19 protein-coding genes, 4 tRNA genes and 1 pseudogene are annotated in these 24,798 nt (G+C 49.4%); 11 read left to right on the top strand and 13 right to left on the bottom strand.

From position 1 onward, the window contains the following. Nucleotides 1-75: 75 nt before the first annotated feature. The 6 genes from hutC to CUC53_RS05165 all read right to left on the bottom strand — a co-directional run bounded on the left by hutC (nt 76) and on the right by CUC53_RS05165 (nt 2,479). A complete protein-coding gene (gene hutC / locus CUC53_RS05190; protein ID WP_100293167.1) occupies nt 76-780 on the bottom strand; it encodes a histidine utilization repressor in 705 nt (234 codons plus the stop codon). 10 nt (nt 781-790) lie between these two features. Then, on the bottom strand, nt 791-1,450 hold the full coding sequence (can, locus tag CUC53_RS05185; RefSeq protein ID WP_100293166.1) for a carbonate dehydratase: 660 nt from the start codon (nt 1,448-1,450) through the stop codon (nt 791-793). Between the two features lie 562 nt (nt 1,451-2,012). Next, a tRNA-Pro gene (locus CUC53_RS05180) sits at nt 2,013-2,089 on the bottom strand. A gap of 80 nt (nt 2,090-2,169) precedes the next feature. Next, a tRNA-Leu gene (locus CUC53_RS05175) sits at nt 2,170-2,255 on the bottom strand. Nucleotides 2,256-2,274: 19 nt separating this feature from the next. Next, nucleotides 2,275-2,350, bottom strand: a tRNA-His gene (locus tag CUC53_RS05170). Between the two features lie 52 nt (nt 2,351-2,402). Then, nucleotides 2,403-2,479 (bottom strand) — tRNA-Arg (locus CUC53_RS05165). A 289-nt stretch (nt 2,480-2,768) separates the two neighbouring features. Here CUC53_RS05165 and CUC53_RS05160 point away from each other — a divergent pair. The 6 genes from CUC53_RS05160 (at nt 2,769) to CUC53_RS05135 (ending at nt 11,701) form a co-directional block, all read left to right on the top strand. Beyond that, on the top strand, nt 2,769-4,754 hold the full coding sequence (locus CUC53_RS05160; protein ID WP_100293165.1) for an ATP-binding protein: 1,986 nt from the start codon (nt 2,769-2,771) through the stop codon (nt 4,752-4,754). 77 nt (nt 4,755-4,831) lie between these two features. Further along, the gene (gene gorA / locus CUC53_RS05155; protein ID WP_100293164.1) at nt 4,832-6,178 is read left to right on the top strand and encodes a glutathione-disulfide reductase; all 1,347 of its coding nucleotides are present in this window, start codon (nt 4,832-4,834) and stop codon (nt 6,176-6,178) included. 90 nt (nt 6,179-6,268) lie between these two features. Then, nucleotides 6,269-7,477, top strand: coding sequence for a site-specific integrase (locus CUC53_RS05150; protein ID WP_100293163.1), 1,209 nt, complete (start codon nt 6,269-6,271; stop codon nt 7,475-7,477). Further along, nucleotides 7,474-9,162 carry a hypothetical protein gene (locus CUC53_RS05145; protein WP_100293162.1) on the top strand — a complete coding sequence of 563 codons (1,689 nt, stop codon included), beginning with the start codon at nt 7,474-7,476 and terminating at the stop codon, nt 9,160-9,162. Before CUC53_RS05150 ends, CUC53_RS05145 begins: the two co-directional genes overlap by 4 nt. Before the next feature lie 9 nt (nt 9,163-9,171). Continuing rightward, a complete protein-coding gene (locus CUC53_RS05140; protein WP_100293161.1) occupies nt 9,172-11,286 on the top strand; it encodes an integrase in 2,115 nt (704 codons plus the stop codon). Next, a complete protein-coding gene (locus tag CUC53_RS05135; protein WP_100293160.1) occupies nt 11,258-11,701 on the top strand; it encodes a hypothetical protein in 444 nt (147 codons plus the stop codon). The genes CUC53_RS05140 and CUC53_RS05135 overlap by 29 nt, the downstream gene beginning before the upstream one ends. Before the next feature lie 29 nt (nt 11,702-11,730). On the opposite strand, the pseudogene CUC53_RS19170 reads toward CUC53_RS05135, so the two are convergent. Further along, a pseudogene (locus CUC53_RS19170) lies at nt 11,731-11,829 on the bottom strand (IS5/IS1182 family transposase); the annotation flags it as partial. Nucleotides 11,830-12,189: 360 nt separating this feature from the next. On the opposite strand from CUC53_RS19170, the gene CUC53_RS05130 reads away from it, so the two are divergent. Genes CUC53_RS05130 through qatD form a run of 4 tightly spaced genes read left to right on the top strand, consistent with a single transcriptional unit; the run spans nt 12,190 to nt 16,877 of the window. Then, nucleotides 12,190-13,959, top strand: coding sequence for a KAP family P-loop NTPase fold protein (locus CUC53_RS05130; RefSeq protein WP_100293159.1), 1,770 nt, complete (start codon nt 12,190-12,192; stop codon nt 13,957-13,959). Then, a complete protein-coding gene (locus CUC53_RS05125) occupies nt 13,959-14,828 on the top strand; it encodes a hypothetical protein (RefSeq protein ID WP_100293158.1) in 870 nt (289 codons plus the stop codon). Before CUC53_RS05130 ends, CUC53_RS05125 begins: the two co-directional genes overlap by 1 nt. Beyond that, nucleotides 14,821-16,155 (top strand): Qat anti-phage system QueC-like protein QatC, encoded by a 1,335-nt coding sequence (gene qatC, locus CUC53_RS05120; protein ID WP_100293157.1) that lies wholly within the window; start codon nt 14,821-14,823, stop codon nt 16,153-16,155. The genes CUC53_RS05125 and qatC overlap by 8 nt, the downstream gene beginning before the upstream one ends. Then, nucleotides 16,152-16,877 carry a Qat anti-phage system TatD family nuclease QatD gene (gene qatD / locus CUC53_RS05115; RefSeq protein ID WP_100293156.1) on the top strand — a complete coding sequence of 242 codons (726 nt, stop codon included), beginning with the start codon at nt 16,152-16,154 and terminating at the stop codon, nt 16,875-16,877. Before qatC ends, qatD begins: the two co-directional genes overlap by 4 nt. 86 nt (nt 16,878-16,963) lie before the next feature. Here the strand turns inward: qatD and CUC53_RS05110 are convergent, their stop codons facing one another. Together CUC53_RS05110 and CUC53_RS05105 are read right to left on the bottom strand one after the other, a co-directional pair. Next, nucleotides 16,964-17,185, bottom strand: coding sequence for a hypothetical protein (locus tag CUC53_RS05110; RefSeq protein ID WP_100293219.1), 222 nt, complete (start codon nt 17,183-17,185; stop codon nt 16,964-16,966). A gap of 144 nt (nt 17,186-17,329) precedes the next feature. Continuing rightward, nucleotides 17,330-17,632 (bottom strand): hypothetical protein, encoded by a 303-nt coding sequence (locus tag CUC53_RS05105; protein WP_100293155.1) that lies wholly within the window; start codon nt 17,630-17,632, stop codon nt 17,330-17,332. A 1,336-nt stretch (nt 17,633-18,968) separates the two neighbouring features. On the opposite strand from CUC53_RS05105, the gene amt reads away from it, so the two are divergent. Continuing rightward, a complete protein-coding gene (gene amt / locus CUC53_RS05095; protein ID WP_420808044.1) occupies nt 18,969-20,366 on the top strand; it encodes an ammonium transporter in 1,398 nt (465 codons plus the stop codon). Between the two features lie 113 nt (nt 20,367-20,479). Here amt and rpoH read toward each other — a convergent pair whose 3' ends face one another. The 4 genes from rpoH to ftsY form a co-directional block, all read right to left on the bottom strand. Beyond that, nucleotides 20,480-21,334 (bottom strand): RNA polymerase sigma factor RpoH, encoded by an 855-nt coding sequence (gene rpoH, locus CUC53_RS05090; protein ID WP_100293152.1) that lies wholly within the window; start codon nt 21,332-21,334, stop codon nt 20,480-20,482. A gap of 450 nt (nt 21,335-21,784) precedes the next feature. Continuing rightward, nucleotides 21,785-22,738 carry a permease-like cell division protein FtsX gene (gene ftsX, locus CUC53_RS05085; protein ID WP_100293151.1) on the bottom strand — a complete coding sequence of 318 codons (954 nt, stop codon included), beginning with the start codon at nt 22,736-22,738 and terminating at the stop codon, nt 21,785-21,787. Further along, on the bottom strand, nt 22,738-23,406 hold the full coding sequence (gene ftsE / locus CUC53_RS05080) for a cell division ATP-binding protein FtsE (RefSeq protein ID WP_100293150.1): 669 nt from the start codon (nt 23,404-23,406) through the stop codon (nt 22,738-22,740). Before ftsE ends, ftsX begins: the two co-directional genes overlap by 1 nt. A gap of 213 nt (nt 23,407-23,619) precedes the next feature. Further along, the coding region (gene ftsY, locus CUC53_RS05075; protein ID WP_100293149.1) for a signal recognition particle-docking protein FtsY at nt 23,620-24,798 on the bottom strand (1,179 nt) is incomplete at its 5' end.

Genomic DNA, 24,798 nt, shown 5'->3' with positions numbered 1-24,798 from the left:
GCTTATTGCATCGCTATAAACATAAAAAAAGCCCACCAAGAAGGTGAGCTCGTTAGGCTTTATTTGTATAGACAATTAGCTGATCTGTGCCTTGGAGCTGAGCTTATAACGCGAGCCGGGCGACAGCAGCCGCGCATAGGAAACCAGATACCCCTCTGACCACGTGCGACGGTGTAATAACAGGCAGGGGCTATCGAGCCGCACCTGCAGCAGCCCCGCCTCACCGGCACTGGGCAACACCGCTTCGACCACGTGCTCCATCTCAGATAGCGGGCAGACCTCCATCAGATAACGATTGGGGGTCTGCTGGCTAAAGTCTTGGCCACCATAATCGGGCAGTCGTTCGGCATCGACAAAACGCTCTTCCAGCTGCAGCGGTTCACCATCGGCCTGATGGACAATCAAACTATGAAAAATCGGGGCGCCGACCCGCAAGCCTAACTGAACGGCCACTTTTTCATCCGCAGCCTGACGCTGTAAACGGATCACCTTTGCGCTGTATTGGCTGCCCCGCTCGGTGATCTCATCGGCAATATTACGAATGGCCAGCAGCGGTGATTCGGTGCGTCGATCGGCCACGAAACTACCAGAGCCCGCAGTTCGGACCAGCCACCCTTCGGCCACCAGTTCACGCAGTGCGCGGTTGACCGTCATGCGGCTCACCGCGAACTGCTCACCCAATGCGGCCTCAGTCGGGATCTGGTCACCCGCTTGGTAGTGACGTGCTCGGATACCGTCCAAAATATGTTGTTTGATTTGCAAATAAAGTGCAGACGCCACTATCTGTTCCTTAGCGCCGACGATGGGGCGGCCGCATATCTGGCCAAGCACGGTAGACATCGGGTATTTGATCTGCCCCGCTGACGCAGAGCTCTAAGTCATGGAGCAGGCCATCTTTAATCCCATAAATCCAGCCATGTACCGCCAGTTCTTGCCCTTTGCGCCAGGCATTTTGGATGATGGTAGTGTGGCAAACGTTAGCCACTTGTTCTGCGACGTTCAGCTCGCACAAATAGTCGTGGCGCTCATGCTCATCTTCAATCGCATCAAGCTCATCGCGATACTTGAAGTAGACATCCTTGATATTACGCAGCCAGTTATCGATGAGACCCAACTCTTCATTCTTCATGGCCGCGAGCACACCACCACAGCCATAGTGGCCGCACACGATGATGTGTTTCACCTTGATCACCTCGACCGCATATTGCAGTACCGAGAGGCAGTTGAAATCGGTGTGTACCACCAGATTGGCCACGTTGCGGTGGACGAAGACATCCCCTGGTAATAAGCCCATAAGCTGATTGGCGGGCACTCGACTGTCAGAGCAACCAATCCAGAGATATTCCGGGGCTTGCTGGGCCGAGAGGGCGGCAAAAAATTGAGGATCTTCGGCCTTGATCCGCTCGGCCCATTCACGATTTTTGGTAAACAGATCGTTTAACAGTTTCACTTATGCTCTCCCTAATGTGACTGTGGCGGCAACATAGCACACCCCAGGGTCAACAAGGCAAGACACAAGCTAGGGGTGGCCAGAAAAATGGATAGCTGAGTCTGGTCTAACACTAATAAGCAGTGCCCGCGGTGATTGAGCACCAACAGAAACAAGATCCAATAAGAACCCAACCCAGCAATAACGGATTTAGCACGCCTTGATGACTCGGCATGGGGAGTGAGTAAACAAACCAGAGAAGATGAACGGGCGAAGAAGATCCAAACGAGATGGCATGCAATACACACTCGGCGGTTGCACAAGCATAGAGATCGGTAATAAACCAGTGGCAGCCAGCAACCCAAGAGCCATCTCACCGTAGTGCGGCTATTGCGTGCGGCATAGAGCAAGCAACCTTTACCCTAGTCAGGCAACTAGCCTAGCTCACTGTTCCCACTATCTCACCGCCCTGATATTAGACCTTATCGGGTAGAAGCCTAACTTGGTGACAGCCAAGAACCCCATCGCTAATCCGTTATTCCGAAAAGCAAAAACCCCGCCTAATAGGCGGGGTTTTAAAAGATGGTCGGTGATAAAGGATTCGAACCTTTGACCCTCTGGTCCCAAACCAGATGCGCTACCGGACTGCGCTAATCACCGAGAGTAATGCTTTATAAAATACCTTACTTTTTCAAATTCACCAAGAAAAATTCTGTTTTTTCTCGATTTTACAGCCAGTATGGTGCGAAGAGAGGGACTCGAACCCTCACACCCGGGGGGCACTAACACCTGAAGCTAGCGCGTCTACCAATTCCGCCACCTTCGCATACCGAACAAGCTGTTAATGGGGTGGCTGATGGGGCTCGAACCCACGACAACCGGAATCACAATCCGGGACTCTACCAACTGAGCTACAGCCACCACAACTTTTCTGTTCCACAACACGCCGCCCGCTTTGCTGACGCACTTTTTATGGTGCGCCCGACAGGATTCGAACCTGTGACCTCTGCCTCCGGAGGGCAGCGCTCTATCCAGCTGAGCTACGGGCGCTACGCTGTCGAACGGGCGGCATTATTGATGACATGAGATGTCTTGTCCACTTTTTTTTTATCAAATTGATTTGAATGCTTGTTTTTCAGCCAACCCTCTGTATTTATGGCTGTTTATCCTCTGTTTTTGGCTCTGTTGAATCGATTAGCCGTGAGGCAACGTCCGTCCATGTACCATGCTGACCAGGCCATGAAGCCACTTCCCTACCTTGGCTACCCGTACTAAAGACGACATAAATCCTGCAAGCAGGTACACTGGAATCCCATTTCATCGAGGCGACAAAGACCCCATGTCAGGACTTTTTTCCAAAACAGCGAAGACAGCCAAGAGCGTTAACGCGGTAGGCCGTCATGGCCTCTCTTATCGTCTACTCTCCTACATCCTAATATGCAGCACCGTACTGGCGATGATCATCACAGGCTTACAGCTGGCATGGGATTACAACAAAGATGTGACCGCGATCGAAGATAGTATCGGCCAGATAGAAGCCTCCTTCTTACAGCCTATTGCTGCCAGTCTATGGAATTTGGATGAAGAGCAGATAAAAGTGCAGCTAGAAGGGATCATGAACTTGCCCAGTATGCAGTTCGTGAGGCTAAAAGAGATGATGGGAAACTCAGAGGTCCCCCTACTGACCCAAGGGACACAGCAGGATAGCTATGACATCTCCCGAGAGTTTGACCTTACTTATCAAGGGGAGGTGGTGGGCAAGCTGTTTGTCGCTGCATCGCTTGATCAGGTCTATCAACGGCTGATTGAAAAATCCGTGTTGATCATGGTGACGCAAACCATCAAGACCTTAGTGGTCTCATTATGTATCTTGATTATCATTTATTATCTGGTCGTCAGGCACATCAATCGCATCGCTAACTATGCCCAAATGTTCAATCTTGATCGGTTAGAAGTGACCTTGGAGCTCGAAGGCCGGACTCTACCCCGTACAAAACCGGATGAGCTGGATACGCTCGTTGCCACCCTCAATCAGATGCGTAATCGGCTGCATGATGAACTCATCGCCCGCCATCAGGCAGCGGAACAGCTCCAGCAAGAACGTGACTTCTCCGCCACCTTGATTAACTCAGCCAATATGATCATCTGCTGCATGGCACCAGATTTGACCATTGCCAGCATCAACCCTGCCGCAGTCCTGCAAACGGGGTATCGCCAACAAGTATTACTACAAAAAAACTGGCTAGAGATCTTTGTCAGTGAACCACAGCGAACAGAATTAAGGTCTATTTTATCTGCCGAAGGATCGCTATCAGACCAAGAAGTGGTGATGCATGACTATAAAGGGGAGGAACTGATCCTACAGTGGACATTCGTGCCCTTCTACGATGGACACCAACTCAAGTACCAGATTGGCTTTGGTTATGACATCACTCAGCTGAAAAAAGTAGAACGAGAGATTATTCAACTCAACGAACAACTAGAAGGGAAAGTCGTCGAGCGAACGAGTAGCTTAAGCGAAACCAATGCGCAGTTAGGCAAAGCGTATGACGACCTAAAACAAGCCCAACAGACGTTGGTAGAGTCTGAAAAAATGGCGTCGCTAGGCTCACTAGTAGCGGGAGTAGCCCATGAAATCAACACCCCGATTGGTATCAGTGTTACCGCCTCCTCTTATCTACAAGAACAAGTTGCCGACTTCAAGACTCATATTGACTCTAAGCAGCTCTCTCGCTCTTACCTCAACGAATTTACCGTCAACCTAGATGAGTCAGTCCTGCTACTCCAAGGCAACTTGCGACGGGCAGCCGAACTTATCGCTAGCTTTAAACAAGTCGCGGTCGATCAATCATCAGAAGCCCGTTACAACTTCAATCTCGCGGATAACCTGCATCAAGTTGTGGTGTCATTAGGCCATAAATTGAAAAAAGCCCGCTGTGAAGTCGACATCCAATGTAACCCTCAACTGACTATGAACTCGTTTCCTGGCAGTTTCACCCAGATCTATTCCAACCTTATCTTGAACTCGATTCACCATGGTTTTGATGGGTGGGATAAACCCAAAAAAATCGTGATCAAGGTGGAGCAGCAGGGAGAAGAGGTGGTCATTGACTACCGCGATAATGGCCGTGGTATTCCCCCAGAGATCCTTCCGCGGATATACGATCCGTTTGTCACGTCAAAACGCGGACATGGTGGCAGCGGCCTTGGCACTCACATCATCTATAACTTGGTGGTACAGCTGCTACGTGGCCGCATCAACTGTATCAGCGAGCCGGGGCTTGGCGCCCAGTTCCATATTCGCTTACCTCTGCACCACAACTGAGTGCTGGCTCTTGTGAGCCAGCCCCTTTATCTCCATCATGCAATGATTGCACTCTTTAGCAGACGGAGAATTGGGTAATGGCACAGCATTTTGACTATATCGCCATCGGTGGTGGCAGTGGTGGTATCGCATCGGCGAATCGAGCAGCCATGTACGGCAAACGTGTGGCACTGATAGAAGCCAAAGAACTCGGCGGCACCTGTGTCAACGTGGGCTGTGTGCCGAAAAAAGCGATGTGGTATGCCGGCCAGATTGCCGATGCGCTCAAATATGGTGCCGATTACGGTTTCGATACGACGCTCAACCACTTCAGTTGGACCAAGTTGATCGCGTCGCGCCAAGCCTATATCGAGCGCATTCATCAATCCTACGAACATGTCCTCGCAAAAAACCAGATCACCGTTATAAAGGGGTTTGCCCGCTTCGTTGATAGCCAGACTATCGAAGTCAATGGCAGTCACTACACCGCTGACCATATCTTAATTGCAACCGGTGGCCATCCTCACACCCCCACGATTCCTGGTGCTGAGTTTGGTATTGATTCCGATGGTTTCTTCGAGTTACAGGCACAGCCTAAGCGCGTTGCCGTGGTCGGTGCTGGCTATATTGCCGTTGAAATTGCGGGGGTGATGCAGGCTCTCGGCTCCGAGACACACTTATTGGTGCGCAAGCAAGCGCCACTGCGTCAATTTGATCCCATGCTCCAGGAAACATTAGTAGAAATCATGGCGCAAGATGGGCCTACCCTACACACCCACGCAGTCCCGAAAGCGGTCTTGAAAAATGCCGATGATAGCGTCACGTTACAGCTAGAAGATGGGCGTAGTATCACGGTGGACTGTCTGATCTGGGCTGTTGGCCGGGCGCCAGCCACCCATCATCTCAACCTAGCCGCGGCTGGTATCGCACTCGATGAACAGGGATTTATTCCTACCGATAAGTACCAAAATACCGCAGTTGCGAACATCTACGCTGTGGGTGATAACACTGGCCGCATCCAGCTTACTCCGGTTGCGGTTGCAGCAGGGCGGCGTCTTTCGGAAAGATTATTTAATAACAAACCGACGGAACACCTTAACTATGACTTGGTGCCCACCGTCGTATTCAGTCACCCACCGATTGGCACGATAGGGCTGACAGAGCCCGAAGCGATTGCGCAATATGGCGAGAGCCAAGTGAAGGTGTACCGTAGTCAATTTACCGCAATGTATTCGGCATTGACCCAGCATCGCCAACCCACTCGCATGAAGCTCGTTTGCGTGGGCACCGAACAGAAAATTGTTGGCCTACATGGCATCGGTTTCGCCATGGATGAGATCCTGCAAGGGTTTGCCGTTGCTATCAAAATGGGCGCAACCAAAGCAGATTTCGACAACTGCGTCGCCATTCATCCCACCAGCGCAGAGGAATTCGTTACCCTGTAGATCGCTGTCTGGAAAACGCACCCTGCAGATTTGTAGACTCTGGAAAATCGACTAGCCTCTGATGACACGACTTGGTTTGACGAGGCTAGTATGGTGTTTGTGGTTCACTCCAGCTCATTTGATGTCCCACGCATTTATCCGAGCGATCGACATCAACAAACCATCCAGCTGAAAGGGTTCCCCACCTTTTACAGTCAGCATGGAGAGTACATTCTCCCCGTCAACCTATGGTTTCATTATCTCGTTAATATCAAACAGGAGGTCGATGTCTCCTCTGCTGTGCGCGCCATCAAGCGCTATTGGCACTTCCTTGAGGCCAATGGGTATGAATGGAATGTCTTCCCGGCCAGCAATGCGCTAAAACCTACCTATCGCTTTCGCAATGACGACTTACTCAAGTCTGCCCGAAACGGGGAAATCGCCTTTTCCACAGCCTCCCTGTATATCCTGCACGTGATCAAATTCTATGAATGGGCGATGCACGAACAATTGCTCTCACTCTCGGAAGCAGAGCGCCCCTTCAACTATCAAGTGGTGCATATTGCCAACACCGGCATGATGAGTCACCTGCACCCACGGTTTGCGATTCGCTCGACCGATTTAAGGATCCGAAAACCGGCGAGACATGACCATCAAAAACTGAATCCGCTGTCAGAGCATGAGCTCAGCCGCTTCGCCCACTGCCTCAAGCAAGGGAGTGACGAGTTCATTATTCATCAGCTGTTACAGATCCAGTCCGGATTGCGTGTGGAGGAAGCCTGCACCTTTCCCTATTCTGCGGTACAAGCCCCCGATCGCCACACCGCTCGCTACGAGGTTGAGATCGGTCCGTTTAACGGGGTCCATACCAAATACGATAAAAAAAGAACCATCGAAATCCCCCAGTCTCTCATGCAACGCATGTATGAATATGCTATTGGCGAGCGCCGCTATCTGCGAGCCCAACGTGCGATCCCGACGGGCCAACACATTCCACTGCTGCTAAATCGCCAGGGGACCTCCTTCACTAGCAATAATGTGCAGCAACACTTTCGTCGATTAAAACAAGCAATGACACGGGAGGGAAACAGGCCATTCCCTCATCGTACCCACGACCTGAGAGCAACCTATGGTACGTATCGACTGGACTCTCTCCTTGCCCATCTCCCGGAAGGCGATGCGATGGCCTTGGTGATGGCCTGGATGGGACATCAAGATGAGAAAACGACCTGGAAATATCTCAGATACTTACGAAAAGAGCACGCCAACCAGTCTGCAGTGTTGATGCTTGATGTGATCATGGCGGAAGCACTCCAATGACATCTGAGCATGCCAAATTAGCCCTCACCTTGAAAACGGGTATTAACAAAACAACGACGTTTCATTTTGCGCGTTTTTTATATGTGGGCGTGCCGCCACTGACAGCCCTCCATAAGGGCACCTCTGCGCACCGTAATAGTCAGGTTTATCGATGGCACCAATGCATCGCAGCCACCCAAGAGTATTCCGACACAACCAAATATGGTTACATTTCCGACCTGATCCAGTTTGTGCGTTTTTGTGACAGCCAAGGATTGATCCCCGAAAGCCAAACCGCCATCACATACTGGGAGCGGCATCTCGTGGAGGGAGTACGTTTAGGTAACCTGCACGTCAATACCGCAAGAAAGTTGCTCTCCTGCATAAGGTGCCTGTTGCAGCTCCTTGGCCACCCAACCAAGCAGTGGTTCTCGCCCTATCATTTATTTCGCGCGGAGGTGAACCCTACCCAAGGCTACACGGACACTGAGCTCAAACAATTGCTCAGACTCATAAGCTCCTTCTTTAAACAAGTCTCACAACAGATCATACAGTCTCCGGAGAGGCATCTGGGTGCAGCCACCAATCAGCAGACGGCTATATTTCAGTACCAAGGACATAAACACCACGTGGCCTCCTCTGTCACCAAGTGTTTCAGTGCCGCCTTCTATTTACTCGCCTATTACACCTGGGGAAATACCACTGTTCTCCTCAACATGGTCAAGCCTGCCGACAAAACCTATGTTGATGGCAGATGGTTTGAGCAATCAGTTTTGAAGCCTAGGGCCAACAAATATGTGTCAATCTCCATCGGTGATAACGGCACGTTTCACGTGCCAAAGTATGCGCTAACATTTTTTGAACAGTTATTGAAGCTAAGCTATCTGACGTCGGCAGCCCCCCACCTGCTTTGGCAAACAAAAGCCAGCCAAGCCGCCCCTCTGGAACCAGCCCACCTCCAAACATTCGCCACATGGCTGCAGACCACGTTTACACTAAAGGACTTGAACGGTAGCCCACTAAGACCCACGGCCCGAAAGTTCAGGGCCAGTGGTAGCTATCGGTACCTGGCCAAAACAGGAAGTCAGGTGGAAACATCCCTACTCCTGGGCAATACCCCTCAAGTCGTCTCCCGCCATTACAGCTCAGGCAACCAAGCTGACAACAACAATCAATTGTTGGCCGTTGCCTATACCCTTGAGGGAGTGGCTAAGTGCTCCGACATCCAGGCCGCGAAAGCCTATGCCAAGCAAGCACTGGCTGTGGACATCCTGCCCTATGAGGCATTTTTAGCCAAATACGGACATACCCATGGTCAAAAAACCGTGCTCGGTACCGGTTGTAAAAATGTGTTTGACCAACATGCGGAGAAATACCGTCGCCGCCATGACTTCAGCCCAGATGATTTTCCGGTCGATCACTTGGCATGTGCCGACATCCATCACTGCTTCTCGTGCCCCAACCAGGTCATCATCGAAAGCGTGGAGGACATGTGGTGCCTGTTGAGTTACCAACAAACCATTCTGGACTCTCGTCTTACTCACCTAAGCCCCCAGCATTTTGACAAGAATTACAGCGCACTGATGGACGCCATCAATCGCATACTGTTCAGTATTCATCCCAAGATAAGGCGGCTGGCGGAAAAAAAACTCAAGCATGAAGGGCGACACCCCCTCTGGCCTGAGCAGATGAACATGGCATTTTAGGAGGTACCGATGCACACCTTACTGACATTGCCAGGTGAGGTTATTCGCGAGAACAACGCCAGCGTACACGCCATCATCGAGCTCTACGCCCAGGGCCAGATTGCAGCCCTTGAAAAGACGGTGGTCACCAAGGACTTCAATGGTCATCCCAAGAGTTATTTTGGTGACGATGAATGGAATTTTTCTGCCTACCTGGATCGCCGGATCACCAATAAGTACCATATTAAATTTGACCGAGTCCTATCTCAGAAACTTGCACTCGAAATGAAGTTGATTTGTTTTGCCTGGGTCTATTTAACGGGTCATGCTAGGAAAGAAGCGACCATTAAAACCTCCACCCTGCTCGCAAGACACGCCAAACTCTCCGTGATATATCAGTATCTTGATAACAAAGGGTTCACCAGCATTGCCTCGTTGTCCAGTTATCTCCTGTTCTCTGAATACTGTAACCATCTTAAACTGCAGAATTATCAGTACAAGAATCTGGTGGCAGTCTTTGTCACCTTAGGCAGCGTTGAGCGGGTATCGTCGGCATTACCCTTCGAGTTTAAAATTCCGCTAAATGACAGTTATTTCAAACTTGCTAAAAAGCTGTCTAAAGATGTCGACACTCACAGCTGCAATCAATTCTATGCAATTCCAACCCGGCTAATGGAGCGGATATATCGTTTTTGTTTTGACACTATCAACACCTACCACCCTCACAGAGAAGCACTCCATGAGCTGCAAGCCGATCTCCGAGAGGTCTACCTCCAGGGTCAGCACGCCGTTGACGGTAAGATTGATAGTGGCCTGTGGCAATGGCTGGATAGACGTTCCCCCGAGTATCGCGTCGAGGTCAATAAACACAAACCCTGCTCATATCGGGAGGTCATCGAAGCTCATTTACTCGATACCCCCTTGGCAACACTATTACCCTTTGATTACCGACTGCTCAGTGGTGTTCTCATAGAGCTTCAGACAGTGTGCTACATCGTGTGCGGCGCGTTGACCGGAATGCGACGCTCTGAACTCTATTGTCTGCACGCCAACAGCTTCAAAGAGAAAGAGGTATATGGCAAAACCTATCAAGTGCTGGAGTCAGTACACCACAAGCTGACTCAGGGGCGGGGGGAAATCTCTGAATGGGTCACAGTACCGTTCACCAAGAAGGCCATTGAGCTAGCGGAAGCACTATCCCGGTACATGCGGCATCAGTTAGCGGTAGATGGCAATCCGATGAATATTCATAACTCGACGTGCTTGTGGCTATCGCAAGCCCACAAATCTATGCTGCCGCTGGTTCGTGCGGAGAACGGTTTTCGCACCCATTTTGACAGAATTGCTAAGAAGGCTGGAGCCTTTATCACCACCGAGGACTTGGAGGAGTTCCAACTTATCAATCCAAACCGAACGTCATCCAATGCCGATAATCGGATTCACCTTGGCAATATTTGGCCTATCACCACCCATCAATTTCGCCGCACCTTTGCGGTGTTTGCCAAGCGCCATAGCCTATGTTCGGATATCGCAATAAAGCAGCAATTCAAGCACTTGGACTTACCCACCACAGAATGGTACGGAGCCGGAGGATTAGCGGCAAAGGCACACGCCCTGACTATCGATACCGAGCTGAAAACCTATCTCGACGAGGTAGTTCAGGAATCCACAACGCAGCACATTTATGACTGGTATCAGGGCGATCATACCGACCCGCTGATGGGGAAAATGGCCAGTGCCATTGTGAACAACCGACGTGAGCTGCCCCAAACGTACACCTCCTGGGATGCGATACATGAGCATGTCAGGGCTGGCCGCTTGACACTGGTAGGCACGCTGCACTCGTACTGCTTAGCGGGCTATGAATGCCAGATGCATCGCGTGAGTTCACCGGCTAGCTGTATGAATTGCGAACATCAGCTCATCGACAAGATACAGGCCATTAATTGGCAGAAGCGTCATCACTGGGTGGTGGAACACGTCACAACCCTGGCCAAGCAGAGAACCTTGACAGCTTCCATATACAGCCATTTTATCACCCAGATCCGTGCAGCCGAGAAAGTGATGCGTCAGTTCAACATTCCGTTTACCCACTTCATCCTAGAGGGAAATGAATATGAGCAAATCCCAGATAACCCAAGCTGAACTGGCCGCCGCACTCCAGCGAATTTTATCGGGGAAGACTACACGGATATCTCCAGAACGAAGGTTGTCCGTCAAAGCGGTTGAAGAGGAGGCGGGACTTGGTAATGGGTCTGCGTATTACTACCAAAATATTATCAGCGATATCAAAAAATTTACGAAAAAACATCATCAAAATACGATAATTGATAATAACCACATAGATAAAATAACTAGCCTCAGGTTAAAACTTAAAAATGAGCAACGTCTGAAGGAGCAATATCGAGCCGATCTTATTAAGATGAAAAAATGTCTTGTTTTAATGTCAAGCCAGCACAATAAATTATCAATTATCATTCAGCAATATAAAGACAAAATTTTTCATTTAGAATCTGGAATGCCATACATTCACCATTCAGATGATGACAACAATATTTAATTTATATCCTCTTCTACCTGACCATTTTATTGATGCAAACTGATATTCCCTGCCATCAACTGTTTGAACCGAGATCGAGACATAGCCATCTCCGCCAGCGTGCGACGGCTATATCCCGATATCTTTTTCTAGCACAGTACCCCCTTCTTGCACATCCCCTCTGGGTGACCCGTAGAGAAAAGCTGAAAACTGTGGAACACTCATACACAACGAAAGCGATACCATCTATTGGTTACAACAACTGAAACAGCTGTTGAATCTGATGGTAGCAAACTCTGTCTTCATATTGACCTACCTAGCGGTTCGTTTTATGGCTTTAAACCATGACTCGCTAACCTCACATGTGAAAGCTTTATCTGTCAGAACATTTGGCGCTAGAAATATATGATTAATATCTCAAAAATGGAAAATGACGAGCAATGACATGTATTTAGCTGTAGAAATAACTGTATGCTAGTACTCCAGACTGTTAAAGGAAGTAAGAAAATATGTGGTCAGATAAAGAATCTAACATTGACTTTCTTAACTTTAATGAGATTGCTGAATCAATTAAAGATCTTATTTCTGAAAAAGAGTTAATGCCTATCTCTATAGGTGTTTTCGGTGATTGGGGGGCGGGCAAATCTACTATTTTAGAATTAACCGCAAATTCCTTAAAAAAAGAGAAGCAAGACTACATTCAAATCCAATTCGATGCATGGACATTTCAAGGATATGATGATGCCAAAGCTGCTCTATTGGAAACAATAGCCTCACATCTTGTTGAGGCTGCAGCAAATGATGAAAATTTGCTTTCAAAGGCTCTCGATTTTGCTAAAAGAGTAGATAAAGTTAGATTTATGGGATTAATGGCTGAGGGTGCGGCCGCCATATCTGGCATGCCAACGTTTGGCGTTATTCAGAAATTCTTTGGCTGGGCAAGTGATGCCGTAGATGGTAATGACGACAGTTTTGGACTAGACGATATCCATAAAGATGGCAAAGAACTTGGCAGTTTAGGAAAAAAAGCTAAATCCCTTGTTGAAGACAAGGGCAAGTTCTCTCCGCCAAAAGAAATAAATGAATTCAGAAATTCGTATTTATCACTTTTAAAAGCTTTTGATAAACCTATTATAGTATATGTTGATAATCTTGACCGATGCTCCCCGATTAATACCATATCTACATTGGAAGCAATTCGATTATTTCTATTTTTACCTAATACCGCATTTATTGTGGCCGCAGACCCAGACATGATTCGTCTGGCGATACCTCACTTCCATAAAGGTGCATCCGTTCGTCACCAGACCGACTATCTAGACAAACTAATACAGATACCGGTACATGTTCCTAAGCCAGGAGTGTCAGAGGTAAGAGCTTACTTAATCATGCTGATAGCACAGGACAAAAAAATCCCAGAGATAGAATTTGAAAAAATAAGAGAAAAATTAGAAGAGTCACTAAAATTTTCTTGGAAACAAGAGCCGGTGTCAATAGACAACTTATTGGAAAGTTGTATTATTGACAATAAGGCTACGTTTCGTGAAGAGCTCAAAATTGCCGAACAACTCGCGCCAATATTAGCCGAATCAGCTAATATTAACGGTAATCCGAGAATAGTTAAGCGTCTGTTGAATCAAGTAAAAATGAGGCGAAAAACGGCATATCGCCGCGGCATGCAGCTTGATGAAAGAACAATCACAAAGTTGGTTATATTTGAACGCTGCATGGGAACTGAAGCAACTAATAAGTTGTATGAATTCATAGACATGGAGAATGGTAAACCCGCTATAATTGCAGCATTAGAAGACAAAGAAAAGGAATTTGATCTCAATATTATACCAGATGAATGGAAGAAAGAGTTACCTTTCCTGAATAAGTGGTCAAAGTTACCCCCCATGTTTGCCAATGTTGACCTTAAGGCAGCTGCTTATTTAAGTCGTCAGAGCATCCCTATGGGTTCTGTTAACTCAGTAATGTCTGGTGCGGCTCAAGAATTACTCGAAGGATTAATGAAACAAAAAATTTCAACAAGCAACGCGAGTATTACTCTGATTGATAAAACCCCCCGCGAAGAATATGTCTCTGTTATGGATAGCCTTATAGAACAGTTACGAAAAGTCGAAGATTGGCAATTAAAAACACCGGGTATTTACGGGGCCAGGCTATTGGCAATGCGCAATGAAAAGTGCAAGGATATCCTCCTAGCCTTTATTAAAAAAGCCCCCAAAAAACGATGGCTTACATCAATTATAAATGAGTTAGAGGGTGCTAAATAATGGGTACTTCTGCATCAAATACAGGTCCTAATAATAGAAGTCCACTGTTACCACCTTGGGCAGAACAAGGTGATCCAATCCAAGTTGGACCTATAGATGGCCAACCAACCCCAGATAGAGGTGATGGAAATGACAACAAAGTTCCATTACAACAAGTAGATAACGGAAAAGTACAAGAGCAGATACCGGGAGCAAGACCGAATATCCCCTCACCCAACAGGCTATCAGGGGCAAGAAGGTCATTTGGTGACTACGCTAAATCCAATGGTGGTACATCAAATCTGAAAGCTTCTCTAAAGAAATTCTCAAAAAGTTCTGGCGGCGGTTCTGGAGTAAGTCGTCGACTAGCTAGCGGCATCACGGCAGGTTCCGGCTTATTAGGAATAATGCAAGGTGAAAGCGTTAGTATCAATAATATAACGCTCTCCCTGTCGGATCTAGATGGACTCTCAACAGACCAAGCTATTGATCGTATCACTGAGCACTTAACACCTGAAAATGGTGATGCCGATGCTGTACGCATTGCATTGGACTTTGCACTGGCAGAGGTTTTACCAGAAGAAGATGTTTTTGATGCGTCGATTTTCACTGATGAAGTTGTTCATGAAGCTATTTCATGCTACCTCACTGACCTTATATTTCAGGACGTTGTCAATGGCATGGGTAAAGCCTGGTTTCATATTGAACATCCGAGCAAGCATCACCGAATGGAAGAAGAGCTAAGGGATCTAATAAAATTTATAACACAATCAAAATTAGAAAAAACAATGCTCGCTAATGCGGGGAATGTTTCACAAAGCAATATAATACAGATACAAATAGATGTGATTTCACAAACTGTGGAAGAGTGGGAGAATTATAATGACTAATTTTTATTTTAACAATGACCCAGCAAAACTACCAGACTATTCAGATACCTGTCATCCGGTCCAGATTTTTAATACACATGATTACAATATTTCAAAGCATAGTATTGCTTCAAGAAGTCTATTTAATAACATACGTAAACTTGGTGTTAATATTGATGCAGACGCAATCGACTTGATCACAATTGCTACTGCTGTTACCGCTGCCGAGACTTTTGAACGTCGAGGAAACGCGGCTGATGCGTGGTCACGAGTAATGCACTTGCATATCCCAGTTAATAATGAAACCAAGTGGAACAATCTTTCAGGGGAATTGGGTTCTATTCTAAATTTCTTAACCGGAGACCAGTGGGAATTTACATTCTCTAAAACAACACTACCAATTCCATCTCCTATTGTAAGCAAAGCATCAAAAACTCGATTGTCTAGCCTTAAAGGGTTAAACTGCATTTGTCTTTTCTCTGGCGGACTAGATAGTGCAGTGGGAGCAATAGATATACTTAATGGCAACTCAATGCATAAACCTCTATTGCTAAGCCATGCTTACCGTGGTGATGGTGTAAAACAGAACGATATTAAGAAACTTCTTAAAGCAAAATATGGGGAGCTATCATATAGTATTTCGCCAAAATTGATGTCGGGATTAAAAGGGAAAACTGATGTCACAATGCGTGGAAGAAGCTTCAATTTTTTAGCTATGGCTGTACTTGGTATTTCAGCCCTAAGAAACGCAAATTCAGATGATAGTATTTCGACAATTATTGTTCCAGAAAACGGATATATATCTATAAACCCACCCCTTACCAGACGAAGAATAGGTAGTCACAGCACACGTACAACTCACCCATATTTTTTAAGTAGACTTGAAAAATTATTAGGAGATGCTGGCTTCAACATAAAATTTGTTAACCCATATCAATTTAAAACTAAAGGCGAAATGTTGGCAGAGTGTATAGATCAAGCTGCTATTGCGAAAGCCATCCCATTAAGTGTTTCCTGTAGTCATTGGCACAGAAAACATAAACAATGTGGCCATTGTGTTCCTTGCTTGATTAGGCGTTCATCGATTCATCATGCTGGTTTTACACAAGACGCATTGTATGTAAGCCAGAATATTAATCTCATCTACGGAGAGAAAGATACAAGAGACGATCTCCTAGCTGTGCAAACTGCAATAATTAGATTGAGTAAAACCAAAGATTATAAAGGCTGGATCAGACAGAGCGGTTCGTTGCCAGAAGATAGTGCCACTAGAATTAAGCTTGAATCAACAATAAAACGTGGATTACAGGAAGTTGATACGTTTCTAAAAGTGAATAAAGTCTCATGATGGATATGCATTGTCATGTGGATCTTTATCCTAATCATGGTGAAATCCTAGATGACATAAGAAAATCTGGATTTTATGTTCTATCTGTAACCACAGTACCTTCTGCTTTCGAAGGTACTAGAAATTTAACACATGGAATAAAGAACTGTCGCACCGCATTGGGCCTACACCCCCAATTGGCTCACCAAAGAAAAAATGAATTAGCTATCTTCGATCAGCTGATAGGTGAAACACGCTACATTGGCGAGATTGGCCTTGATGGTTCGAGAGGTTTTAAAGAGCATTTTGCCGATCAAATGCTAGTCTTTAACCATATATTGGAAAGATGTGAGCATTACAGAAACAAGATTCTAACCATTCACAGTCTTAATGCGGTAAATGAGGTTTTAACGTGCTTAAATGAGCATCCTAATGCAGGCACTCCCATTCTTCATTGGTTTTTAGCGACTAAGCAACAAATAGAAACAGCTGTTCGCTTAGGCTGTTTTTTCTCAATTGGGCCTGCGATGCTTTATTCTGAACGGGCAAAAAAAATAATATCTTGGCTTCCAAAAGATCGGATTCTTCTTGAAACTGATGGGCCTTTTGGAACACTGAGAGGAAAAATACTCTACCCATCTGATGCAGTTCTGGTTATTCAATATCTTTCTGAGATTTGGAATATGTCTTCTGGTGAGGTAATAACCGAAATTGAATCTAATTTGAAAGATCTCGTTAGTTAGGTCGTAGCGATTCAACGTCAAAAATTGATTATTATGGCTCTGAAAAATAGTTTTTCATTCTGTGGTGGTCAACCGGGCCGGCAGCGTCATGCTCTGGCCTCCCACAGCCGTGCCAGTACCTCATCCACAGTATGGGTCTTGCCGGAGGCAATGTCCTGAGTAGCCAGAGCGACCAATATCACTAGGGCTTTTTGCTCGCGCCCCTGCTGCAGCTTGGCCACCCCGTTCTCCACCCCACTGAAACTGTCCTGCTTCCCCAGCGCTTCTCGAACGGCCCGCAGGGAAATGACTTTGATGGGCTCTCTCATAGTGCGCATCTCTCTTTCTCTTGGTGTGATGGATGCCTGCCAGTATATCATCCCCAGCGCGCCCCACCGGTAAAAGCGGATTTGGACCGGACTTTGCAGAATGCAATACGGAGCCGAAACCCTACCAATTCCCCAGAAGGTTTCTCAGCCCCCAGTCATGGTGACCAACCAGCCCAGTGCCTTCACCGCCAGCACCCCGCCGCTGGCGCCTTCCAGAATAACCCGCACACTGCTGACCACAGCCCCGATCACCGGCCAGCTCGGCGCAGGCCGACGTGGCCAGCGCTTGCAGGGCGGTATAATTGGCCTGCAGCTCGGCCCGCGCGCATGCTGCTGGCGCCCTTGCTCGATCACCTGCTTCAACCAGGCCAGCAATGCCGCCAGAGCCTCGGCCCTCAGCTCACCAGTGATTGCCTGCTGATGGTGATCTCCGGGCGAGCTCACCATCAGCTGACCACCATCGCCTTGCGCAGCAGGTCGGAGGTCTTGACGATCAGATCGCTGGCAATGGCGCTCAGTTCGGGGATAAGGGCGGGCATGAGAAGCACTCCAGGGCGACATAAGGCCCTCATTGTAACCGGTTGGGCCCGTACCGGTTGCAGTGCTGTTCTGCAAGGGGGAGGATCCCGCCCGAACCACAAGATGTGGTGATCGGCTAGACTAACTCTTGGTCATCACCCTGTACTCGTCCAAAGTCAGGATTGGGCTCGTATCCCCGCTCGGAAAACATCAACGTCCCCCGTCGCTGTTCTTGAAGGTTAGCAAGAGCCTGGAAAAAACAGCTTTCGCACAGATGAAGCTCGAAAGCCTCGCCATCATGGTGGGAGCCATAACTCCATTGAGCTTGTACCGTTCCAAACTGGGGGCAGTGGCATCCATGCTTAGAGGTGCTTTCATCACATATGTCACAACGGATATCAGCTACAACGTCGACTTCCTTTTTGGCCATCACTTTCATTGCATAGCTCCGATATCTGCCTGAACGTTGAAATTCGGTGGGGATGAGACATGACCTCAACATCAGCGAACCAGTCCAGGGTGACCAATGTGTAGTTTTCCGAGTGAGAATACAGTCTATCCTATCTTTTCCAGACTTCTATCCGACTCACTCTTCGTTCAATTTCTTTGTTAATCTGGAATATCATGCGAGGCCTTGGTACATCCGTGTTTCCAGAGTTTTTCCATAACATAATGTAAAGGGTATCGTGTGACACTGCGCTAAGTGGGCTGCCCCTCGTATTCAGGTACAGACCACCAGCCCGCCGCCATGTTCTACACGTCTAGCCCGGTGCTAACCGTGCAGAACATGGCGCACATCATGACGAGCAGAAAATAGGGGCGACATTATTTCAATGAGCGCGCCCCTCCCCCCGCCAGTAGTAAATCGCTACCAACCCCGCAATCTTTGTCGTTCATTGCATAGCCGCTAGCTTTCTCATCATCTTGCACACTAGCCCCTGCGATGCCCTATCTGAGGGCGACCATCCAAATACCCACGACACACATGCGCCGACTTGGTGCAAACAGAAACAAAATAGCATTCAATGTATTGATTTTTAAGGTTTAATTTAATTGGCCTGATTTATGCTTTGGCTAGCTCACACATCAATAAGTCCAGATGTAATCGGGGTCAGCCCTGTCATGGTGGAGCAGTACTTTCACGTTACTGTTGAGTCGTCACGAACGCCTCGTGGACTAAAGACCACATTAATCAAGGATAGAAAGCCGGCAATGCACCGGTATCGCAAGAGAGGAACACACTATGGTCAAAAAAAGTATATTTATGAGTCTCTTCCCTCTCGTTGTCACACCGAGCTGGGCCGAACCAATAGCGCAAACTGCAACCGCCATGGCCTCTGTTGCCAGCTTAACGATTAACAAAGGAGATACGACCTGGATGCTGCTGGCAACGGCGTTGGTGCTCCTGATGTCCATTCCTGGTCTCGCGCTGTTTTATGGGGGGCTAGTACGCGCAAAAAACATGCTCAGCATGTTGATGCAGGTATTTACCCTGTTCTGCCTGATCAGTGTGCTGTGGGTCATTTATGGCTACTCCTTGGCTTTTACTGAAGGCAATGGCGTGTATGGCTCTTTCAGTAAGCTGTTACTCAAGGGGATTACCCCTGATTCCATCGCCGCTACGTTCAGTAAAGGGGTGGGGATGAGCGAGTTTATTTATGTGGTATTCCAAGGAGCATTTGCCGCCATTACGTGTGGCCTGATTGTCGGGGCGTTTGCGGAGCGGATTAAATTTGCAGCGGTGCTCTTATTTGCAGTGTTCTGGTTTACCTTCGCTTATATCCCACTGGCGCACATGGTGTGGTACTGGGCCGGCCCTGATGCTTATAGCAGCACTGATGCAGCTGCTGCTGCAACGGCAACCGCCGGCTACCTCTTTCAACATGGTGCACTTGATTTTGCAGGGGGAACCGTTGTGCATGTCAACGCGGCCGTAGCTGGGTTGGTGGGGGCTTACCTAGTAGGAGCACGCCTCGGTTATGGCCGTGATCCTATGACTCCTCACAGCCTCACCATGACCATGATAGGCGCATCTTTACTCTGGTTTGGTTGGTTTGGCTTCAATGCAGGGTCAGCGCTAGAGGCTAATGGGACCGCAACCTTGGCCTTTATCAACACCTGGGTTGCCCCAGCCGCAGCAGCGTTATCTTGGACCTTCGCGGAATGGTTAATGAAGGGCCGTCCTTCACTGCTGGGGGCCGCGTCTGGTGCAGTCTCGGGGCTGGTTGTGATTACCCCAGCAGCTGGGTTTGTTGGCGTAGGGGGTGGGCTGGTGATGGGCCTTATCAGTGGCGTCGCAGGCTTATGGGGGGTTCATGGTCTCAAGCGTCTGCTAGGCACCGATGACAGTCTGGATGTGTTTGGCTTGCACGGAGTGTGTGGGATTCTTGGTGCCCTGTTAACAGGCGTGTTTGCCAGCCCAGACTTAGGTGGCACGGGAGTCTGGGATTATGTCACCAACCAAGTGGCTGAGGATTACTCCATCTGGGCACAAGTAAAAATTCAGGCTATCGGGGTTGGGATCACCATTGTCTGGTCTGCGGTCGTGGCGGCGGTGGCGTTCAAAGTGCTGGATATGACCATCGGGCTGCGAGTAAGTCGAGACGCTGAGCGTGAGGGGTTGGATGTCACCACTCATGGTGAAAAGGCTTATAGCATGTAACAAGAGGCCCGGCGTCAGCGATGCCTGCCAGCTCATACTGATCCATGTTAAAGGCCCGCTCTGTTAGATGAGAGCGGGCCTTTTTAAAACGCGCAAATAGACCGTTAGCTAGCTTAATCCAGCATGGCTTCTTTTAGCTTTCGCAGCGCATTTTTCTCAAGCTGGCGGACCCGCTCAGCAGAAACACCGTAAGCATCGGCTAGCTCTTGCAGGGTACTTTTGCTGTCATCATCCAACCAGCGGGCACGGATAATATGCTGGCTACGCTCATCCAATCCAGCCAAGGCAGAGCTCAAGCGACGGGTGGCATGGTCATCCCAGTTATCGTTTTCGATAGTGGCTGCGAGATCGGAGGATTTATCCTCCAAATAGTGAACCGGAGCAAACGCCCCCTCTTCGTCATCATCGCCAACTAAATCAAACGCCTGATCATAATTGCTCATGCGTGCTTCCATCTCGGTCACGTCGGCAGCAGACACACCGAGATCGGCCGCCACGGCCTGAACCTCTTCATGGTTCAACCAGCCCAAGCGCTTTTTGGATTTACGCAGATTAAAAAAGAGTTTGCGCTGAGCTTTGGTTGTAGCCACTTTGACCATACGCCAGTTGCGCAATACATATTCGTGGATTTCAGCTTTGATCCAGTGCACGGCAAAGGAGACCAAGCGCACTCCGACACTGGGGTCGAAGCGCTTGACCGCCTTCATCAGGCCGATATTGCCCTCTTGCACTAAGTCTGCTTGAGGCAAGCCATATCCGGCATAACTCTTGGCGACATGAACAACAAAGCGCAGGTGCGACATAACCAGCTGGCGGGCAGCCTCAAGGTCACCGTCTTGCTGCAAACGCAAAGCGAGGTCGCGCTCTTCCTCAGCGCTAAGAACCGGAATTGCGTTAACTGCTTGGATATAACCTTCAAGACTCCCTTGCGGAATCAGAGCCATAGTGCGTTGCAATGAAGTTCCCATCAATTACCTCTTACTTTTCAATCACGCCAGTCTAGCACCTCGAAAGGATCTGTCTACTGACTGGACGGCGTTCTGGAAGTGTACCAAACATCACACCCAGCTTGAACAGGGAGCCATATTAGGCAGATAGGATGAATCATGAATGAACGGTCAAAAAAAGGGGGCCAATAAAGGCCCCCCCGAAAATAGCATGCTAAGTCCATTGTTGCGGAGCTCGCAACCTTCACATGCTTGCCAAGTCTGACGAGCAAAGCAGGGAGCCATACTCGTGTAAATCTTTCTGTTGATGACGATGGGCATCTATCAGATAGACAACCTACAGGCGTTAATGTTCACCGATAGGATCATTATGATTCAGGATCTGCAGGCTAGGGGGTAGATTACCGCAAAGGGTCACTTTTACGTCATCTACCAGATGAAATCCAGCGATTTAGCTTGATAACTCATCACTCAAGATGGCTCGATGTCTCGAATATGGCGATGCACTGAGAACCACGAAGCGATTAAACCTAATAGCGCGCCTAATAATATCAAGTTCAGTCCATCGATGACCCCCATCCCCACTAATTGGAACGAGCTGTCATATAAGCCAGCTAACTCTTTTACGACCCCTTCACTCCAGATCACCATCACTTCGGTTAACCACCACGCCAACATGCCGCCAATGATGCCAAACCAGATGCCAGTATAAAGAAAGGGACGATGGATGAAGGCATCGGTCGCCCCCACCAGCTTGAGCACTTCAATCTCAGAACGCTGATTCAGGATATTCAGGCGCAGGGTATTGCCGACGATCAGCAACACGGCAGAGAGCAGCAGCACGGCGATACCGGTGATGGTGTGGCGCAGCAGATTCATGATCCCCTGCAGACGGGTCAACCACTGCAGATCCAGCTTGCCCTGCTCAACCCCGTCTTCGTTATTGAGCTTACCGAGCAGCTCGGCCGCCCCTTCAGGACTCTGCCAGCGAAGATCGGGAATGACATTCAGCACCGGTGGCAACGGGTTGCTATCCAGATAATCGAGGGCATCGCCGAAGCCAGAAATCTCGCGAAACTCCCGCAATGCATCATCACGGCTTAGATAAGTCACCGAATCGACTTCGGGATAGAGCAAAATCCGTTGCTGCAAGTCGAGAATGCTCTGCTCCGGTAAATCCTTGCGCAGATAGAGAGAGATCTGGGAACTAGTCTGCCAGCTCCCTTCCACCACCTCGGCATTTTTTAGCAACACGTGAAAACAGGAGGGCAGCGCCAGACTGACCCCAAGCACCGCCAGCGTCATCAGGGAAGCGAGCGGATTGCGCCACAGCTCTCCGAGACTGGCGAAAGCTTGGCGGACATGGTCTACCGCCATCATCATCAGACGACGCAACAACGGCTGCTTATGCCGAACGATAGCCATCAGCGTGTCTCCTCTACTGAGTGCATACGCCCAGCTTTGAGCGCCAATGTGCGATAACGCATCCGGGCGATCAGGCCGAGATCGTGGGTTGCAATGAGCACCGAAACACCGAAACGGTTGAACTCCTCAAACAGCCGCATAATGTCCATGGAGAGCTGGGGGTCGAGGTTGCCGGTCGGCTCATCGGCCAGCAGCAGCGGCGGCTTGTTGACGATGGCGCGGGCGATGCCAACCCGCTGCTGTTCGCCACCCGAGAGCATCCGCGGCTGATAACGCGCCTTATTAAGTAAGCCGACCTTGTCGAGCGCCGCAGCCACCCGTTTATTTATATCCGCATGACGGTAGCCGTCGATCACCAGTGGCAGCGCCACATTATCAAATACCGTGCGGTCCATCAGCAGCCGATGGTCCTGAAAGATCATCCCAATCTGGCGGCGTACGTAAGGGATCTGGCTGCGCTGGATATGGCTGACATCATCGCCATGAAAGAAGACGCGGCCATCGGTCGGTCGCTCCATCACGCTGATCAATTTGAGCAGAGTACTTTTGCCCGCCCCCGAGTGTCCGGTCAGAAAAGCCATCTCCCCCTTACGTAGATGGAAACTGACCTTTTGCAGCGCCTGATGGCCACCACTGTATACCTTACTGACCTTATCAAAACGAATCATAACGCTTCCCTGACCTTAACCAACCCCGACCGGGATCCACGTATGGAGCACAAACTCATCGCGGCGCCCCTGCGCGAGAGGAGAGAACTCATCCGCAGCCGACCATCTTGCCGCCCAGATCGCTACGAGCCACATCTTAGCGACAAGCCCCGACCAGAGTCGGGGCTTGGGACACTGACTCATCACGGCTAAGCGAAATGATCGCGGCCGACCTTACTCATCGTGGCTAAAAAGCGCCTCGATAAAGTCGTTGGCAACGAAGGGGCGCAGATCGTCGATCCCCTCGCCCACCCCGATATAGCGGATCGGGATCTGGAACTTATCCGCCACCGCAAAAATAACGCCCCCCTTAGCCGTACCATCCAGCTTGGTGATAGTGATGCCGGTCAGACCCACCGCCTCGCTGAATAGCTTGGCCTGGCTCAGGGCGTTCTGGCCGGTGCCCGCATCCAGAGTCAGCATGATCTCGTGGGGCGCCTCTGCATCCAGCTTCTTCATCACCCGCACTACTTTTTTGAGCTCTTCCATCAGGTTGCTCTTGTTCTGCAAGCGGCCAGCAGTATCGGCGATCAACACGTCGGCGCCGCGCGCGCGCGCCGCTTCGATGGCGTCATAAATCACGGAGGCGGAATCGGCACCGGTATGCTGGGCAATCACCGGAATGTTGTTGCGCTGCCCCCATACCTGCAGCTGCTCGACCGCAGCGGCGCGGAAGGTGTCACCCGCCGCTAGCATCACGCTCTTGCCCTCAGCCTGGAACTGCTTAGCCAACTTGCCGATAGTGGTGGTTTTACCGACGCCGTTCACCCCAACCATCAGGATCACGTAAGGCTTCTTGTTGGTGTCGATCATCAGTGGCTGCTCGACCTTGGCCAGCATTTCGCCCATGTCCTGCTTGAGCAAACCGTAGAGCGCCTCGGCATCCTTGAGCTGTTTGCGATCCGCGTGCTGCACCAAGCCTTCGATGATGCGACTGGTAGTATCCACGCCAAGATCGGCGGTCAGCAGCTGGGTTTCCAGTTCTTCGAACAGTTCATCGTCGATCTTCTTGCCACGGAACAGGCCGAAGAAACCGGAGCCGATATTCTCCTTGGTGCGCACCAGACTGCGCTTGAGGCGAGCAAAGAAGCCCTCCCGCTGCGGCTTGTCCTGGGTATCGTCGTCCACCTTGGCAGCCAGCGGCAGAGCCGCCAGGGCCGCGGCCTCAGCTTCCAGCGCGGCAACCAGGCGCAGATCTTCCGCGCGCTGGGCCTCTTTGGCGATACGGGCTTCTTCCTCAGCACGGGCCTCGGCAGCAATGCGAGCCTCTTGCGCAGCGCGGGCCTCGCCCGCGATACGAGCCTCTTGCGCAGCGCGAGCCTCGGCAGCGATACGAGCCTCTTCCTCAGCACG

Source organism: Aeromonas cavernicola, from assembly GCF_002795305.1.
Taxonomy (GTDB): Bacteria; Pseudomonadota; Gammaproteobacteria; order Enterobacterales; family Aeromonadaceae; genus Aeromonas; species Aeromonas cavernicola.
This window is presented reverse-complemented; position numbering and strand designations above follow the sequence as displayed.